Genomic DNA, 13,689 nt, shown 5'->3' on the forward strand with positions numbered 1-13,689 from the left:
GCTATGTTTCATCGCCTATGGACATTGATTCGCAAAGAGCTGCAATCTCTGCTGCGCGAACCACAAACCCGCGCCATTCTCATTGCGCCGGTCATCATACAGGTCGTGCTGTTCCCCTTTGCCGCAACGCTTGAAGTGACCAACGCGACCATTGCGATTTATAACGAGGATAACGGCAGCCATTCCGTGGAGCTGACGCAGCGTTTTGCGCGCGCAAAGGCCTTTAACCACGTGCTGCTGTTAAAGAGCCCGCAGGAAATACAGCCGACCATCGATAATCAAAAGGCGCTGTTGCTGATTCGCTTCCCGGCGGATTTTTCGCGCAGCCTGGCAAGCAACCAGCCCGCAAAACTGCAAATCATTCTGGATGGGCGTAACTCTAACAGCGCCCAGATTGCCGCCAATTATCTGCAGCAGATAGTGAAGAACTACCAGCAGGAGTTAATGACCGGGCAGTCAAAACCGAACAACAGCGAGCTGGTGGTACGCAACTGGTATAACCCGAATCTGGACTATAAATGGTTCGTGGTGCCGTCGCTTATCGCCATGATAACGACCATCGGCGTGATGATTGTCACCTCGCTGTCGGTTGCCCGCGAGCGCGAACAGGGCACGCTCGATCAGCTTCTGGTATCGCCGCTGGCGACCTGGCAGATTTTCGTCGGCAAAGCCGTACCCGCGCTGATTGTCGCTATCGGACAGGCCACTATCGTGCTGGGCGTGGGGATTTGGGGCTATCACATTCCCTTCTCCGGCTCGGTGCTGCTGTTCTACTTCACAATGCTGATTTACGGCCTGTCTTTGGTAGGCTTTGGGCTGCTTATCTCCGCGCTGTGCTCAACGCAGCAGCAGGCGTTTATCGGGGTATTTGTCTTTATGATGCCGGCGATATTGCTTTCGGGTTACGTTTCCCCGGTGGAGAATATGCCGGTGTGGCTACAGGATATAACCTGGATAAACCCTATCCGGCATTTCACCGACATTACGAAACAGATTTACCTGAAGGATGCGAGTTTTGACATTGTGTGGGGAAGCGTGTGGCCGCTGCTGGTGATAGCGGCCATCACTCTATCAGCGGCGTACTGGATGTTTCGTCGCAAAATTGCCTGATTTGTCTTTGGCAAGCAGGGAATAGACGGCGGGCCCGGCAAGCATGACCAGGCCTGCTACTGCGATAAGCAAAGTGCTTTCTACCACGCGGGACAGCAGCCAAAGAGCAATCATCGCCGACCCGAAATACCAGCTTGTGGTTAACTCCTCCAGGAAATCACCGATGTCGCGCAGCCTGCCGCTGTGAAAGCGCTGCAGGGCGAACATCATAATAACCGTTGCCACATAAAGCAGACACAAGCCCACGCCGACCGGGATAAGCGTCTTCATTTTCCAGCCTGCCAGCAGCGCAACCACGACCATAAAATGCAGCATAATCTGCCAACAAGTCAGCCCGGTTGTCACCTGTAAGCGCTGTTGCCACTTCATGTTTTTACTCCTGGCATGGTTTTACCTGTCATTGAGAGTACGCCAGTGTACGGAAAATTCCGCAAGCCGCCCTCTTTTTGTGACAAAGACTACACTTTATTTACATCAGGAATACAAAAAGACCGGGAGCGGCATGGCACATCAGACTCCGCGCTTTTCCTTTAAAGTGCTCACTATAAATACACACAAGGGCTTCACCACGTTTAACCGACGTTTTATTCTGCCGGAACTCCGGGATGCGGTGCGCACGGTAGCGGCAGATATTGTCTGCCTTCAGGAAGTGATGGGCGCGCATGAAGCCCATTCAGTGCGCTTCGAAAACTGGCCTGAAAGCAGCCACTATGAGTTTCTGGCCGACACCGTATGGCATGATTTCGCCTACGGACGCAACGCCGTTTATCCGGAAGGCCATCATGGCAACGCCGTGCTTTCCCGCTTCCCCATTACCCAGTTTGATAATCGCGATATCTCCGTGGACGGTCATGAAAAGCGAGGCATGCTGCATTGCCAGATGACCGTGCCGGAGCAAAGCATTCGCGTGCACGTTATTTGCGTTCATCTTGGGCTGCGCGAAGAACACCGTCAGGCGCAGCTGAATATGTTGTGCAAGCTGGTGAATGAGTTGCCAGAAGGGGAACCCGTGGTGGTTGCCGGCGATTTTAACGACTGGCGGCAAAAAGCGAATCGTCTGCTAAAAAATGTAGCCGGGCTGGATGAAGTCTTTACCCGCGCTTATGGCCGCCCGGCTCGCACTTTTCCGGCAGGCTTGCCGCTTTTACGTCTGGACAGGATTTACGTCAAACATGCTCACGTTAGCGCGCCTTCGGCCCTCAACCTGCGTCACTGGCGTCATCTGTCCGATCATGCCCCGCTCGCCGTGGAGATCCATATATGAAAAATAACTGGCGCGACGGCAACCGCATCGAACTGCTGGTAAATGGGGATGAACTCTTCCCGGCGGTATTTGAAGCGATCGACAACGCGCGTAATACGGTAATACTCGAAACCTTTATCTGGTTTGAAGACAGCGTCGGCAAACGGCTTCACAAGACTATCCTGGATGCGGCTAAACGTGGCGTAAGTATCGACGTGCTGCTCGACGGCTACGGCTCTCCCGATTTAAGCGATGAATTTGTCAACCAGCTCACCAGCGCCGGCGTAAAGTTTCGCTATTACGATCCCCGCCCGCCGCTGTTCGGGATGCGCACCAACGTGTTCCGCCGGATGCACCGCAAGCTGGTGGTGGTGGATGGCCAGCTCGCCTTTATCGGCGGCATTAACTACTCCGCCGAGCATATGATTGATTACGGTCCGGAGGCGAAGCAGGACTATGCCGTCAGGGTTGAAGGGCCGGTGGTGGATGATATCTCAGGCTTTATGGTTTCTAACCTGCCGGGGCATGAAAGCCCGCGCCGCTGGTGGGGCCGCCGTCGCCATCGGGCGCAGGATAATCCGATGCCGGGCGAAGCGCAGGCGCTGTTTGTCTGGCGCGATAACGACCAACATCGGGACGATATTGAGCGCTACTATCTGAAAATGTTAAGCAACGCGAAGCAGGAAGTGATTATCGCCAACGCCTATTTCTTTCCTGGCTACCGGCTGCTGCACGCCATGCGCAACGCCGCCCGCCGCGGCGTAAAGGTAAAGCTTATCGTGCAGGGCGAGCCGGATATGCCGATTGTGAAAGTAGGCGCCCGCCTGCTCTATAACTATCTGGTAAAAGGCGGGGTCGATGTCTATGAATACCTGCGCAGGCCGCTGCACGGTAAAGTAGCGCTGATGGACGATCACTGGGCCACCGTCGGCTCCAGCAATCTTGATCCGCTGAGCCTCTCCCTCAATCTGGAAGCGAACCTGATAGTCTACGATCTGAACTTCAATCAGCAGCTACGTGAAAATCTCAGCCAGTTAATCAGCGAAGACTGCCAGCAGGTGGATGAATCTCTGATCCCCAAACGTACCTGGTGGAACCTGGGCAAAAGCGTGGTGGTATTCCACTTTTTACGCCACTTCCCCGCCCTGGTGGGCTGGCTGCCCGGGCATACCCCGCGCCTGTCGCTGGTAGAACCGCCCGTACAGCCTGAAATGGAGACGCAGGACCGGGTAGATTCCGATAACGAGGGAGTAAAACTGTAATGGCGCACTCACACCCCAAATGGCGTAAGGCAAAGAAAATCCTTACCTGGCTGTTTTTTATCGCTGTGATTGTGCTGCTGGGGGTTTATGCCCAGAAAGTTAACTGGCAGGAGGTGTGGAAGGTTATCCGCGGCTACAACCGCATCGCGCTCTTTAGCGCCGTGGGGTTGGTTATTATAAGCTATCTGCTTTATGGCTGTTACGATCTGCTGGGGCGAGCCTACTGCGGCCATAAGCTGGCTAAACGGCAGGTCATGCTGGTCTCTTTTATTTGCTATGCCTTTAACCTGACGCTCAGCACCTGGGTTGGCGGGATCGGTATGCGCTACCGGCTCTATTCGCGTCTTGGCCTGCCCGGCAGCACCATTACGCGTATCTTCTCTTTGAGTATTTCCACCAACTGGCTTGGTTACATCCTGCTGGGCGGGGTGATTTTTACCGCAGGCGTCGTGCAACTGCCTGACCACTGGTATATCAATCAGACTACGCTGCGCATTATTGGCATCGTGCTGCTGGCGATAATTGTGGCCTACCTGTGGTTCTGCGCTTTTGCCAAACACCGCCATATGACGGTAAAGGGGCAGAAACTGGTGCTGCCCTCGTTTAAGTTCGCCGTTGCGCAGATGCTCATCTCCAGCGCCAACTGGATGGCGATGGGCGCCATTATCTGGCTGCTTCTGGGCCAGGAGATAAACTACTTCTTCGTACTGGGCGTACTGCTGGTAAGCAGCATCGTCGGGGTTATTGTGCATATTCCGGCGGGTATCGGGGTTCTGGAAGCAGTATTTATCGCGCTGCTGGCCGGGGAACACACCAGTCACGGCGCCATTATCGCCGCCCTGCTCGCCTATCGTTTGCTCTATTTTATCGCCCCGCTGCTGCTGGCCATCGTCTGTTATCTGGCGTTGGAAAGCCGGGCGAAAAAACTACGGGCGAAGAACGAGAAGAAGATGCAAAAAGAAGAGAAAAAAACCCCTGCTCCGGAGGAAGAGGGGCCTGACCACAAAATTTCGACCTAACGGCGGTTACCAAAAATACGCAGCAGCATCAGGAACAGGTTGATGAAGTCCAGATACAGCGTCAATGCGCCAAGGATGGAGTATTTACGCATGTTTTGCGTATCGCGCACGTCAATCTGTTCGCCGATATTCTTCAGCTTCTGCGTGTCGTAGGCGGTGAGGCCAACAAACACAATCACTCCGATGTAGGTCACCGCCCACATAAGCGCGGAGCTTTTCAGCCAGATGTTGACAAGCGAAGCCAGTACGATGCCGATCAGCGCCATAAACAGCATATTGCCGAAACCGCTCAGGTCACGTTTGGTGGTGTAGCCATACAGGCTCATGGCGCCAAACATGCCGCCTGCAACCACAAAGGTGCTGGCGATAGACGAATAGGTATAAACAATGAAAATGCTGGAGAGCGTAAGCCCCGTCAGGGCGGAGTAAAGCATAAACAGCGTGGTTGCCATGCCTGAGCTCAGCCTTTGCACCATGCCGGACAGCACAAACACCAGCGCCAGTTGGGCGATAATCAGCCCGAAAAAGGTGATCTTACTGGAGAAGACAAACTCCATCACCGCCGGGGTGTTAGCGGCATACCAGGCAATAAACGCGGTCAGCAACAGCCCGCAGGTCATCCAGCCGTAAACCTGCGCCATATATGCCTGCAGGCCGGTACGCGCCTGCTGAACGATTGTGTCATTGGAACGGGGGAATCGATCCATGATGCTACCTCTGTTAATTGCGTTAACCTGATTTCAGGCTTAAAAGCCTACCATATTTAAGATTAACACAACTCCAACAGGGTGCCTCCTACCAGCGTTTGGCCGCCTGTTTATCGCTATCGCGTGCTTCGACCCAGCGATCCCCTTCCGGCGTAGCCTCACGCTTCCAGAACGGCGCGCGCGTTTTCAGGTAATCCATTATAAATTGCGCCGCTTCGAACGCCGAGCTGCGGTGCGCGCCGGTCACGCCAACAAAAACGATTTCATCGCCGGGCCATAACTCACCGATACGGTGAATGACCGAAACGCGTTGCAGCGGCCAGCGAAGACGAGCTTCTTCGACAATTTCCGCCAGCGCTTTTTCCGTCATGCCGGGATAGTGCTCAAGGGTCAGCGCACTGACGCTCTCGCCCAGGTTATGATTGCGAACTTTGCCGGTAAAGGTGACGACCGCGCCGTCTTCATCACACTGTGACAGCCAGAGATATTCGTCGCCCACGCTAAAATTTTCGTGGCTGACGCGGATGCGGGTATTTTCCATGCCGTTAGCCTCCGGTAACCGGCGGGAAGAAAGCGACTTCATCGCCGTCCGCCAGTGGATGATCGAAGCTCACCAGCGTTTGATTAACCGCGGCCAGCAGTTTGCCTGACTCAAGCGCCAGCGCCCAGCGGTCGTTTCTGCTTGCCAGCTCGGCACGCAACTGTTCAACATCGTCATATGCTGCGCTGAGCTGCAGCCTGTCGCAGTCCACCAGTTCACGTACCTGGGCAAAAAACAGAACGTTAATCATTGCCGTTCACCTTAAAATCACCGGATTTGCCGCCGCTTTTCGCCAGCAGGCGTAGCGGGCCAATCACCATGTCTTTTTGCACGGCCTTGCACATGTCATAGATGGTTAAAGCGGCAACCGAAGCGGCTGTCAGCGCTTCCATTTCGACGCCGGTTTTGCCTGTCAGACGGCAGATGGTTTCAATACGCACGCGGCTGTGCTCCGGCTCAGCTTCCAGATTTACTTCAACTTTGCTCAGCATCAGCGGATGGCACAGCGGGATAAGCTCCCAGGTACGTTTCGCTGCCTGAATCCCGGCAATGCGGGCGGTGGCAAAAACGTCGCCTTTGTGATGGCTGCCTTCGAGGATCATGGCGAGCGTTTCAGCCCGCATGGTGACAAAGGCTTCCGCGCGCGCTTCCCGCACGGTTTCAGCTTTAGTGGAAACATCCACCATATGCGCTTCACCGGCGGCGTTAATGTGGGTCAGTTGCGACATAGTCTATTTCTTGATGTGTGGATGGAAGTTACAGGGACGCTGGCGCGCATCCAGCTGCTGCACAATGATATTTTCCCAGGCGGTGCGACAGGCTTTGGTGGAGCCTGGCATGGCAAAAATCAGCGTACGGTTGGCAAGGCCCGCGACCGCCCGGGACTGCAGCGTTGAGGTGCCAATCTCTTCGTAAGAGAGCATGCGGAACAGCTCGCCAAAACCTTCTATTTCGCGGTCGAACAGCGGCAGCAGCGCTTCCGGCACCCGATCGCCCTCGGTGAATCCCGTGCCGCCGTTAATTAACACGACCTGCACATCATCGCTTGCGATCCACTGGGAAACCCGGGCGCGGATGGCATAAAGGTTTTCTTTCACGATGGCTTTGTCTACCACTTCATGACCCGCTTCCACGGCCGACTCGCGCAGATAGTGGCCGGAGGTATCATCCTCTTCGCCTCGGCGGCTGGAGACGGTCAAAATGGCAATACGTGCCGGAATGAACGCTTCGCTTACCTGACTCATACTTCTTCTCCTTATTTTTTGACGCTATCCACCAATCCAGGACAGGTTCTGGGTGATGCCGGTATGACCATCGTGCAGGAAATGGGTCTGTTTCTTCTGGACAAGGGCTGAGGTGATTCGCGCTTCCAGTGCTTCACCTTGCGCATCATTCGCCAGCAAATCACGCAGCGCAATGCCGCCGTCGCCAAACAGGCACAGATGAAGATTGCCGGTCGACGACACGCGCAGGCGGTTGCAGCTCGCACAGAAGTCTTTTTCATACGGCATGATGAGGCCAATTTCGCCTTTGTAATCGGAATGGCAGAAGACCTGCGCCGGGCCATCGCTACGGCCGCGAAGCTTCTGCACCCAGCCGCGTTGCAAAAGCTGGTCGCGGATGATGGTGCCGGAGATATGGTATTTACGGAAGAGTTCGCCGCCGTCACCGGTTTCCATCAGTTCAATAAAGCGTAGCTGAATGGGACGCGGTTTAATCCAGGCGAGAAAAGTATCCAGCTCGTGATGGTTAACGCCGCGCATCAGTACCGTATTAACTTTAACGCGCTCAAAACCGGCGGCAAAAGCGGCGTCGATGCCGTTCATCACCTGACGAAATTTATCCTGCCCGGTGATGGCGTGAAACTGGCGGGCGTCCAGACTGTCCACGCTAACATTCACTGCGGTTAACCCCGCATCCCGCCACTGCTGAACATCTCTTGCCAGACGGTAACCGTTGGTTGTGACGGCAAGCTGGCGAATCGCCGGGTTTTCGCTGATGGCAGCAATAATTTCAGGGAAGTCGCGACGCAAAGAGGGTTCACCGCCGGTCAGGCGTACCTTTTCGGTACCCAAAGCGGCAAAGGCGCGGGTAACACGACGAATTTCATCGACGTTAAGGAAGCTTTTATTCGCCACGCCGTGCGGCTTGTAGCCATCCGGCAGGCAGTAGTTGCAACGGAAATTGCAAACGTCGGTAATCGACAGGCGCAAATAGAAAAATTTGCGCGCAAACGCATCGGTCAGTTGAGGAGCCATATACACCTTTCCAAATACGGGAGATGCAGGCATTTCTTTCTGCACCCGGCGGCCCGGAGGTCGCGGCCAAAGCACCCTATCTTGCGACTTAGGTCCAGAGGCTTAGTGTGTGTTTAAACGATAGTAACGCGTGACGGGGCTATTCGCCATAGTAGCCTTCGTTATATAAATAAAGATATAACGAACTAATCGTTCAATTTCGTCACAGAGTACGCGAAAAGTGAACTTTTACCTTGATATACATCATTAACCACGGCGCCTGCATCGTCTTTTCGGCGCTTTTACGCTACCTTAAGCCGGAGAGTTGGTCATAAGGAATAGTTATGCGCAGTCGCACGTTTGCGGATCTTGATCGGGTGGTTGCCCTCGGCGGCGGCCACGGCCTTGGCCGGGTCATGTCTTCCCTTTCCTCTTTAGGTTCCCGTCTGACGGGTATCGTAACCACCACGGATGATGGCGGCTCAACCGGCCGTATTCGGCGTTCTGAAGGGGGAATTGCCTGGGGAGATATGCGTAACTGTTTAAATCAGTTAATTACCGAACCCAGCGTCGCTTCGGCAATGTTTGAGTATCGTTTTGGCGGTAATGGCGAACTTTCCGGGCATAACCTTGGAAATCTGATGTTAAAGGCGTTAGATCACCTGAGCATAAGGCCTCTGGAAGCCATTAATCTCATTCGTAGCCTGCTAAAAGTTGACGCGCTGCTGATTCCCATGTCGGAACAACCGGTTGATCTGATGGCGACCGATGCAGACGGGCATTTTATCTATGGCGAAGTAAATATCGATCAGCTTGCCTCCCCGCCGCAGGAGCTAATGCTGTATCCGAAATCTCATGCTACTCGCGAAGCGGTGGAAGCCATTGCCGAAGCGGATCTTATCCTGATTGGTCCGGGCAGCTTTTATACCAGCCTGATGCCGCTTCTACTGCTGGAAGATATGGATCAGGCACTCAGGCGCACCCCGGCACCGGTAGTTTATATCGGCAATCTGGGGCGCGAGCTTAGCGTAGCCGCAGCAAGCCTGACGCTGAACGAAAAGCTGCAAATCATGGAGCAAAGGGTCGGGAAAAGGATTATCGATGCGGTGGTTGTAGGTCCGCACGTTGATGTCTCAAGTGTTAAGGACCGGGTGGTCATTCAGGAGCCGCTGGAAGCCAGCGATATTCCTTATCGCCATGACCGTCTCCTGCTGCGCCAGGCGCTGGAAAAAGCGATTCAGACGCTGGGTTAACGGGAAAAGTAGCGGTGGATAGCGGCTTGCTTTTATCCACCCTACAAAATCTTTCCTGTTGTGTCGCTGCGTCGGTTGGGTCCACCCAACAAGTTTACGAAGCGGCGATAAATAGATCGCGCAGCTGGTGTAGCTGGTCACGAACCAGCGCAGCTTCTTCAAACTCCAGATTCTGGGCATGTTCCAGCATTTTCGCTTCCAGTTGATGAATTTTCTGCTGCAGCGCTTTCGGCGTCAGGACAATTTCGTCCTCTTCAATCACGCTACGCGCTTTGCTCTTCATTCTGCCTTTGGTTTTCGCCATCCCTTCGCCAAGCTGCAGGATATCCACCACTTTCTTATTCAGGCCCTGCGGAGTAATGCCGTTCTCTTCGTTATAGTGCTGCTGTTTCTCGCGACGGCGCTCCGTTTCCCCAATCGCTTTCGCCATTGACGGAGTGATTTTATCGCCGTACAGAATCGCTTTACCGTTAACGTTACGCGCCGCACGGCCAATGGTCTGGATCAGCGAACGCTCGGAGCGCAGGAAGCCCTCTTTGTCGGCATCCAGAATCGCCACCAGCGAGACTTCCGGCATATCCAGCCCTTCACGCAACAGGTTGATGCCCACCAGCACGTCGAACTCGCCAAGGCGCAAATCACGGATGATCTCCATACGTTCTACCGTATCGATATCTGAGTGCAGATAGCGCACCTTTTCGCCATGCTCTTCAAGGTATTCGGTAAGATCTTCCGCCATGCGTTTGGTCAGCGTGGTTACCAGCACGCGTTCGTTAATCTCCACGCGCTTGCGGATCTCAGAAAGCAGATCGTCAACCTGGGTAGCAACCGGACGTACTTCGATTATCGGATCCAGCAGCCCCGTAGGGCGCACGACCTGATCGACGATATCGCCGCCGGATTTTTCCAGCTCGTAATTGCCAGGCGTTGCCGAAACATAAATAGTCTGCGGCGCCAGCGCTTCGAATTCTTCAAACTTCAGCGGACGATTGTCCAGCGCAGAAGGCAGGCGGAAACCATACTCCACCAGCGTCTCTTTACGCGCCCGGTCGCCGCGGTACATGCCGCCGATTTGTGGGATGGTAACGTGCGATTCGTCCACCACCAGCAGACCATCGGCAGGCAGATAATCGAATAACGTCGGCGGCGCCTCGCCAGGCCCGCGCCCGGAAAGGAAGCGAGAGTAGTTTTCTACGCCCGAGCAATAACCCAGCTCGTTCATCATTTCTAAATCGAACTGCGTACGCTGCGTTAAGCGCTGCTCTTCAAGCAGTTTGTTGTTAGCCAGCAGCACCTTGCGTCTGTCTGCCAGCTCATCTTTGATCTCTTCCATCGCCTGCAGAATACGCTCACGCGGCGTGACGTAGTGCGTTTTAGGGTAGACGGTAAAACGCTGGATAGCTTGATCGACCTGGCCGGTCAGCGGATCGAACAGCGACAGGCGTTCTACCTCTTCGTCGAACAGCTCCACGCGCAGCGCCAGGTCGTCTGATTCTGCCGGGAAGATATCAATAACTTCGCCACGCACCCGGAAGGTGCCGCGCTGGAATGCCTGGTCGTTGCGCGTATATTGCAGTTCGGTAAGGCGACGCAAAATGGAGCGCTGATCGATGATCATCCCTTTGGTGAGGTGCAGCATCATTTTCAGATACAGATCGGGATCGCCCAGGCCATAAATAGCTGAAACCGACGCCACGACAATAACGTCACGCCGCTCAAGCAACGCTTTAGTCGCCGATAAACGCATTTGTTCGATGTGTTCGTTTACCGAGGAGTCTTTTTCGATAAAGGTGTCGGAGCTGGGTACGTAGGCTTCGGGCTGATAGTAGTCGTAGTAAGAGACGAAAAATTCCACCGCGTTGTCAGGAAAGAACTCTTTCATCTCGCCATAAAGCTGCGCCGCGAGCGTTTTGTTTGGTGCCAGCACCATGGTTGGACGCTGCAGGTCCGCAATCACGTTTGCTACGGTAAAGGTCTTACCTGACCCGGTCACCCCCAGTAACGTCTGATGGGCGAGTCCATCTTCAAGCCCTTCTTCAAGACGCCGTATAGCATCGGGCTGATCGCCGGAGGGTTTGAATGCAGAATTAAGTTTGAACGCTTTACTCATTGAGTTGCTACCTGAGGAAAAAACCAGCGGGCCGGAGGATAATTTTACTCGACACAGGAATTTTTGCCAGCAAATAATACTGGATAAAAAACCAGTTCAAGAAGCTATAATGTCGAGGACAGGGTAAAATCTCGCCGGGCTTTGTATGCGATTGCAGCAAGGTTGAAATTAACGCTGTCCTGTGGCGGTTATCCCCAGACTTTTCGCCCTTTAACGTTTGTCAAGTAATGTAATAAAAATGAGACCCTGGTCTATGTCACTTTTCTTACACGGATTGATTTTATTTAACCAGCTAATTTTAAAAGCCTTTTTTTAAAAGACCGGTTTCGCGTCAATTCGCGCGCAGGCCGCGCCCGCTCTCGCTTACCGTTAGTTTTCTAACCCTAATGCACAAGGTTATCCACAGGAATAGTGGATAAGTGCATCCAGCCCTTTCGGGTCGCCGCCCGCAAAAATTCCTTTTTTTAACGGACCCACTCCGAAAAAAAATTTTCCGTCTTATTTTTGATTTTTATCATCTCATTTCACTTTCCGTGGACGATGGAGAAGACGCTCACAAATCCAACGTTTCCTGCCTCTTTTTTTATGTAATTTTCTGCACCAGAATCGAGAAAAGAAAAGCACCGACAAAGGGCAGCGTAACGACAAGGTTATGCCGCTCATGCTTTTTCCATCCGCATTGATGAGGCTATTCTCAAAATTTCCCTGTTTCTGCAACCCCTGCGTGAGATGGCAAGGGAATTGCAGCATTCCGGGAGGACTCATTCCCTCCTTATCCAGAGATGGTGCCTACCGTGGTGAAATGAGCTTATTTTTTAATCCTGTCGTGAGGAGATGATGCATGTTGAGTTTACGCGCCGTGAACCAGTTTTATGGCGAGAACCATGTTTTATGGAACCTCGACCTGGAACTGACGAAAGGAGAATGCACCTGTGTGCTGGGAGCCGCAGGCATGGGCAAAACCACGTTAATAAACTGTATTACTGGCTACCTGCCCGTGCAGAGCGGCAGCATGATATGGGAGGAGGCTGGCCGCCCGCCGCAGGATTTGCGCGCTAAGCCCGTTGAAGAGCGCGCCGCGCTGGGCATGAGCTATGTGGCGCATGAACGACGCATTTTTTCTCAGCTCTCCGTCGAAGAGAACCTGCAGATTGCGCGTCTGGCCGGAAACGAGCGCGCCCGAGCTATCCCCTCCATGGTGTATGATCTGTTCCCTGCGCTTTACGCGCTGCGCCATACGCGCGGCAGCGAACTCACAGGCGACGTTCAGCAGCAGCTTGTGCTTGCCAGAGCGCTGATGGGCGAACCAAAACTGCTGATCCTCGATGAACCGGCCTGCGAAAGCGGACAAGGATTTATTCATGATATGGGAAATATCCTTCACCGCCTGAACCAGGATTTTGGCCTCACGATTTTGCTGGTCGAACAGCGTTTATCTTTTATCCGCCGTGTAGCGGACCGCTTTTGCCTTTTGCATCGTGGACGTAACGTAGCGCAAGGCAGCGTCGCACAGCTTGACGATAAGCTCATTGCAAACTGGATGACGTCATGAATTATTCTGCAGCGGCGGTCATTTTTTGGGCCGTCACGCAGCTACAGTTGCCCAAGCTGTTTTTGCAAGGCGCTGTCTAACGCCGCCAGCTCACGCTGTAAATTGCACTGCCGCGTCACTGCAGAAAGCTCCAGTAGCGGCAAAGGAACTTTGCTTACTCCCGTCTCGCGAAGCCAGCGCAGCACCGATTCAAGATGCCAGATGGCCGTTTTACCGTCATGCACCGGTGCGGGAAAACACTGGCGGCTCACCATCACTTTACGCATGTACTGCCGGGAAAAGCCCATTAATTCGGCTATATCCGTTAACCCGACCAAATCTGGCGCGACTTCCACCAGGCCTGCGCTGGGAATAATGCGTTTCACATCCTGAATGGCAGAAACCACGGCTTGCCTCGCGGTTTGCGCTTCACGGATAAAATTCAGCGCAATTCTGCCCGTTACGCCCACGCCGATCAGCGCGTCATCGCAGCCGTTTTCGCCCAGCGCCTGCAACCAAAGCGCCGGGTCCTGCTGGCTTTGCGGCAGGATGAATATCAATGTAAAGCTAAATTCCGACATACACTTCTCCTTCTAATGCCGTGTTGGCCTGGCCGTATTTTGACAGCAGCCATCAACCACGCGCCTAATCTGCCTTGCGTGATTCCATGCGTTGC

The 13,689-nt window shown here is 53.9% G+C and carries 15 protein-coding genes and 1 riboswitch; of the genes, 6 read left to right on the forward strand and 9 right to left on the reverse strand.

Annotated features, from left to right (window positions below; all coding sequences use genetic code 11):
• Positions 1–3 precede the first annotated feature (3 nt).
• On the forward strand, positions 4–1,110 hold the full coding sequence (locus E2L00_RS06695; protein ID WP_167608750.1) for an ABC transporter permease: 1,107 nt from the start codon (positions 4–6) through the stop codon (positions 1,108–1,110).
• On the opposite strand, the gene E2L00_RS06700 is transcribed toward E2L00_RS06695, so the two are convergent.
• Entirely contained in the window at positions 1,072–1,479 is a 408-nt protein-coding gene (locus E2L00_RS06700) for a YbhQ family protein (RefSeq protein WP_167608753.1), read from the reverse strand. The two genes, E2L00_RS06695 and E2L00_RS06700, sit on opposite strands and share 39 nt — an antisense overlap.
• A gap of 133 nt (positions 1,480–1,612) precedes the next feature.
• Between E2L00_RS06700 and E2L00_RS06705 the strand changes: the two genes are divergently transcribed.
• From E2L00_RS06705 to E2L00_RS06715, 3 genes are read left to right on the forward strand one after another with little or no spacing between them, the layout of a single operon-like run.
• Entirely contained in the window at positions 1,613–2,374 is a 762-nt protein-coding gene (locus E2L00_RS06705; protein WP_167608756.1) for an endonuclease/exonuclease/phosphatase family protein, read from the forward strand.
• On the forward strand, positions 2,371–3,615 hold the full coding sequence (clsB, locus tag E2L00_RS06710) for a cardiolipin synthase ClsB (protein ID WP_167608759.1): 1,245 nt from the start codon (positions 2,371–2,373) through the stop codon (positions 3,613–3,615). The genes E2L00_RS06705 and clsB overlap by 4 nt, the downstream gene beginning before the upstream one ends.
• Positions 3,615–4,634: a lysylphosphatidylglycerol synthase domain-containing protein gene (locus E2L00_RS06715; protein ID WP_167608762.1), complete on the forward strand. Its 1,020-nt coding sequence runs from the start codon at positions 3,615–3,617 to the stop codon at positions 4,632–4,634. The genes clsB and E2L00_RS06715 overlap by 1 nt, the downstream gene beginning before the upstream one ends.
• On the opposite strand, the gene E2L00_RS06720 is transcribed toward E2L00_RS06715, so the two are convergent.
• From E2L00_RS06720 to moaA, 6 genes are all read right to left on the reverse strand, one after another.
• On the reverse strand, positions 4,631–5,341 hold the full coding sequence (locus tag E2L00_RS06720; protein ID WP_167608765.1) for a Bax inhibitor-1/YccA family protein: 711 nt from the start codon (positions 5,339–5,341) through the stop codon (positions 4,631–4,633). The genes E2L00_RS06715 and E2L00_RS06720 overlap by 4 nt on opposite strands.
• An 88-nt stretch (positions 5,342–5,429) precedes the next feature.
• On the reverse strand, positions 5,430–5,882 hold the full coding sequence (gene moaE / locus E2L00_RS06725; protein ID WP_167609657.1) for a molybdopterin synthase catalytic subunit MoaE: 453 nt from the start codon (positions 5,880–5,882) through the stop codon (positions 5,430–5,432).
• A gap of 4 nt (positions 5,883–5,886) precedes the next feature.
• Positions 5,887–6,132, reverse strand: a complete 246-nt coding sequence (gene moaD / locus E2L00_RS06730; protein ID WP_167608769.1) for a molybdopterin synthase sulfur carrier subunit — start codon at positions 6,130–6,132, stop codon at positions 5,887–5,889.
• Positions 6,125–6,610, reverse strand: a complete 486-nt coding sequence (gene moaC, locus E2L00_RS06735) for a cyclic pyranopterin monophosphate synthase MoaC (RefSeq protein ID WP_167608772.1) — start codon at positions 6,608–6,610, stop codon at positions 6,125–6,127. The genes moaD and moaC overlap by 8 nt, the downstream gene beginning before the upstream one ends.
• Before the next feature lie 3 nt (positions 6,611–6,613).
• Positions 6,614–7,126 (reverse strand): molybdenum cofactor biosynthesis protein B, encoded by a 513-nt coding sequence (gene moaB / locus E2L00_RS06740; protein ID WP_167608775.1) that lies wholly within the window; start codon positions 7,124–7,126, stop codon positions 6,614–6,616.
• 24 nt (positions 7,127–7,150) lie between these two features.
• Complete coding sequence (gene moaA / locus E2L00_RS06745; protein ID WP_167608778.1) at positions 7,151–8,140, reverse strand: GTP 3',8-cyclase MoaA; 990 nt, start codon at positions 8,138–8,140, stop codon at positions 7,151–7,153.
• A riboswitch (molybdenum cofactor riboswitch) is annotated at positions 8,128–8,260 on the reverse strand. (Overlaps the previous gene by 13 nt.)
• A 203-nt stretch (positions 8,261–8,463) precedes the next feature.
• Here moaA and yvcK point away from each other — a divergent pair.
• Positions 8,464–9,372, forward strand: a complete 909-nt coding sequence (gene yvcK / locus E2L00_RS06750; RefSeq protein ID WP_167608781.1) for a uridine diphosphate-N-acetylglucosamine-binding protein YvcK — start codon at positions 8,464–8,466, stop codon at positions 9,370–9,372.
• A 94-nt stretch (positions 9,373–9,466) separates the two neighbouring features.
• On the opposite strand, the gene uvrB is transcribed toward yvcK, so the two are convergent.
• Positions 9,467–11,482: an excinuclease ABC subunit UvrB gene (uvrB, locus tag E2L00_RS06755; RefSeq protein ID WP_167608784.1), complete on the reverse strand. Its 2,016-nt coding sequence runs from the start codon at positions 11,480–11,482 to the stop codon at positions 9,467–9,469.
• 841 nt (positions 11,483–12,323) lie between these two features.
• Between uvrB and E2L00_RS06760 the strand changes: the two genes are divergently transcribed.
• Complete coding sequence (locus E2L00_RS06760; protein ID WP_167608787.1) at positions 12,324–13,034, forward strand: ABC transporter ATP-binding protein; 711 nt, start codon at positions 12,324–12,326, stop codon at positions 13,032–13,034.
• Between the two features lie 41 nt (positions 13,035–13,075).
• Here E2L00_RS06760 and E2L00_RS06765 read toward each other — a convergent pair whose 3' ends face one another.
• The gene (locus tag E2L00_RS06765) at positions 13,076–13,594 is read right to left on the reverse strand and encodes a DNA-binding protein (protein WP_167608790.1); all 519 of its coding nucleotides are present in this window, start codon (positions 13,592–13,594) and stop codon (positions 13,076–13,078) included.
• Between the last annotated feature and the right edge of the window lie 95 nt (positions 13,595–13,689).

Source organism: Cedecea colo, assembly GCF_011808225.1.
In the GTDB taxonomy this organism is placed as follows: Bacteria; Pseudomonadota; Gammaproteobacteria; order Enterobacterales; family Enterobacteriaceae; genus Dryocola; species Dryocola colo.

Coding starts and splice junctions, on each gene's coding strand:
- E2L00_RS06695 (WP_167608750.1), top strand. CDS start 4: ATGTTTCATCGCCTATGGACATTGATTCGCAAAGAGCTGCAATCTCTG.
- E2L00_RS06700 (WP_167608753.1), bottom strand. CDS start 1,479: ATGAAGTGGCAACAGCGCTTACAGGTGACAACCGGGCTGACTTGTTGG.
- E2L00_RS06705 (WP_167608756.1), top strand. CDS start 1,613: ATGGCACATCAGACTCCGCGCTTTTCCTTTAAAGTGCTCACTATAAAT.
- clsB (WP_167608759.1), top strand. CDS start 2,371: ATGAAAAATAACTGGCGCGACGGCAACCGCATCGAACTGCTGGTAAAT.
- E2L00_RS06715 (WP_167608762.1), top strand. CDS start 3,615: ATGGCGCACTCACACCCCAAATGGCGTAAGGCAAAGAAAATCCTTACC.
- E2L00_RS06720 (WP_167608765.1), bottom strand. CDS start 5,341: ATGGATCGATTCCCCCGTTCCAATGACACAATCGTTCAGCAGGCGCGT.
- moaE (WP_167609657.1), bottom strand. CDS start 5,882: ATGGAAAATACCCGCATCCGCGTCAGCCACGAAAATTTTAGCGTGGGC.
- moaD (WP_167608769.1), bottom strand. CDS start 6,132: ATGATTAACGTTCTGTTTTTTGCCCAGGTACGTGAACTGGTGGACTGC.
- moaC (WP_167608772.1), bottom strand. CDS start 6,610: ATGTCGCAACTGACCCACATTAACGCCGCCGGTGAAGCGCATATGGTG.
- moaB (WP_167608775.1), bottom strand. CDS start 7,126: ATGAGTCAGGTAAGCGAAGCGTTCATTCCGGCACGTATTGCCATTTTG.
- moaA (WP_167608778.1), bottom strand. CDS start 8,140: ATGGCTCCTCAACTGACCGATGCGTTTGCGCGCAAATTTTTCTATTTG.
- yvcK (WP_167608781.1), top strand. CDS start 8,464: ATGCGCAGTCGCACGTTTGCGGATCTTGATCGGGTGGTTGCCCTCGGC.
- uvrB (WP_167608784.1), bottom strand. CDS start 11,482: ATGAGTAAAGCGTTCAAACTTAATTCTGCATTCAAACCCTCCGGCGAT.
- E2L00_RS06760 (WP_167608787.1), top strand. CDS start 12,324: ATGTTGAGTTTACGCGCCGTGAACCAGTTTTATGGCGAGAACCATGTT.
- E2L00_RS06765 (WP_167608790.1), bottom strand. CDS start 13,594: ATGTCGGAATTTAGCTTTACATTGATATTCATCCTGCCGCAAAGCCAG.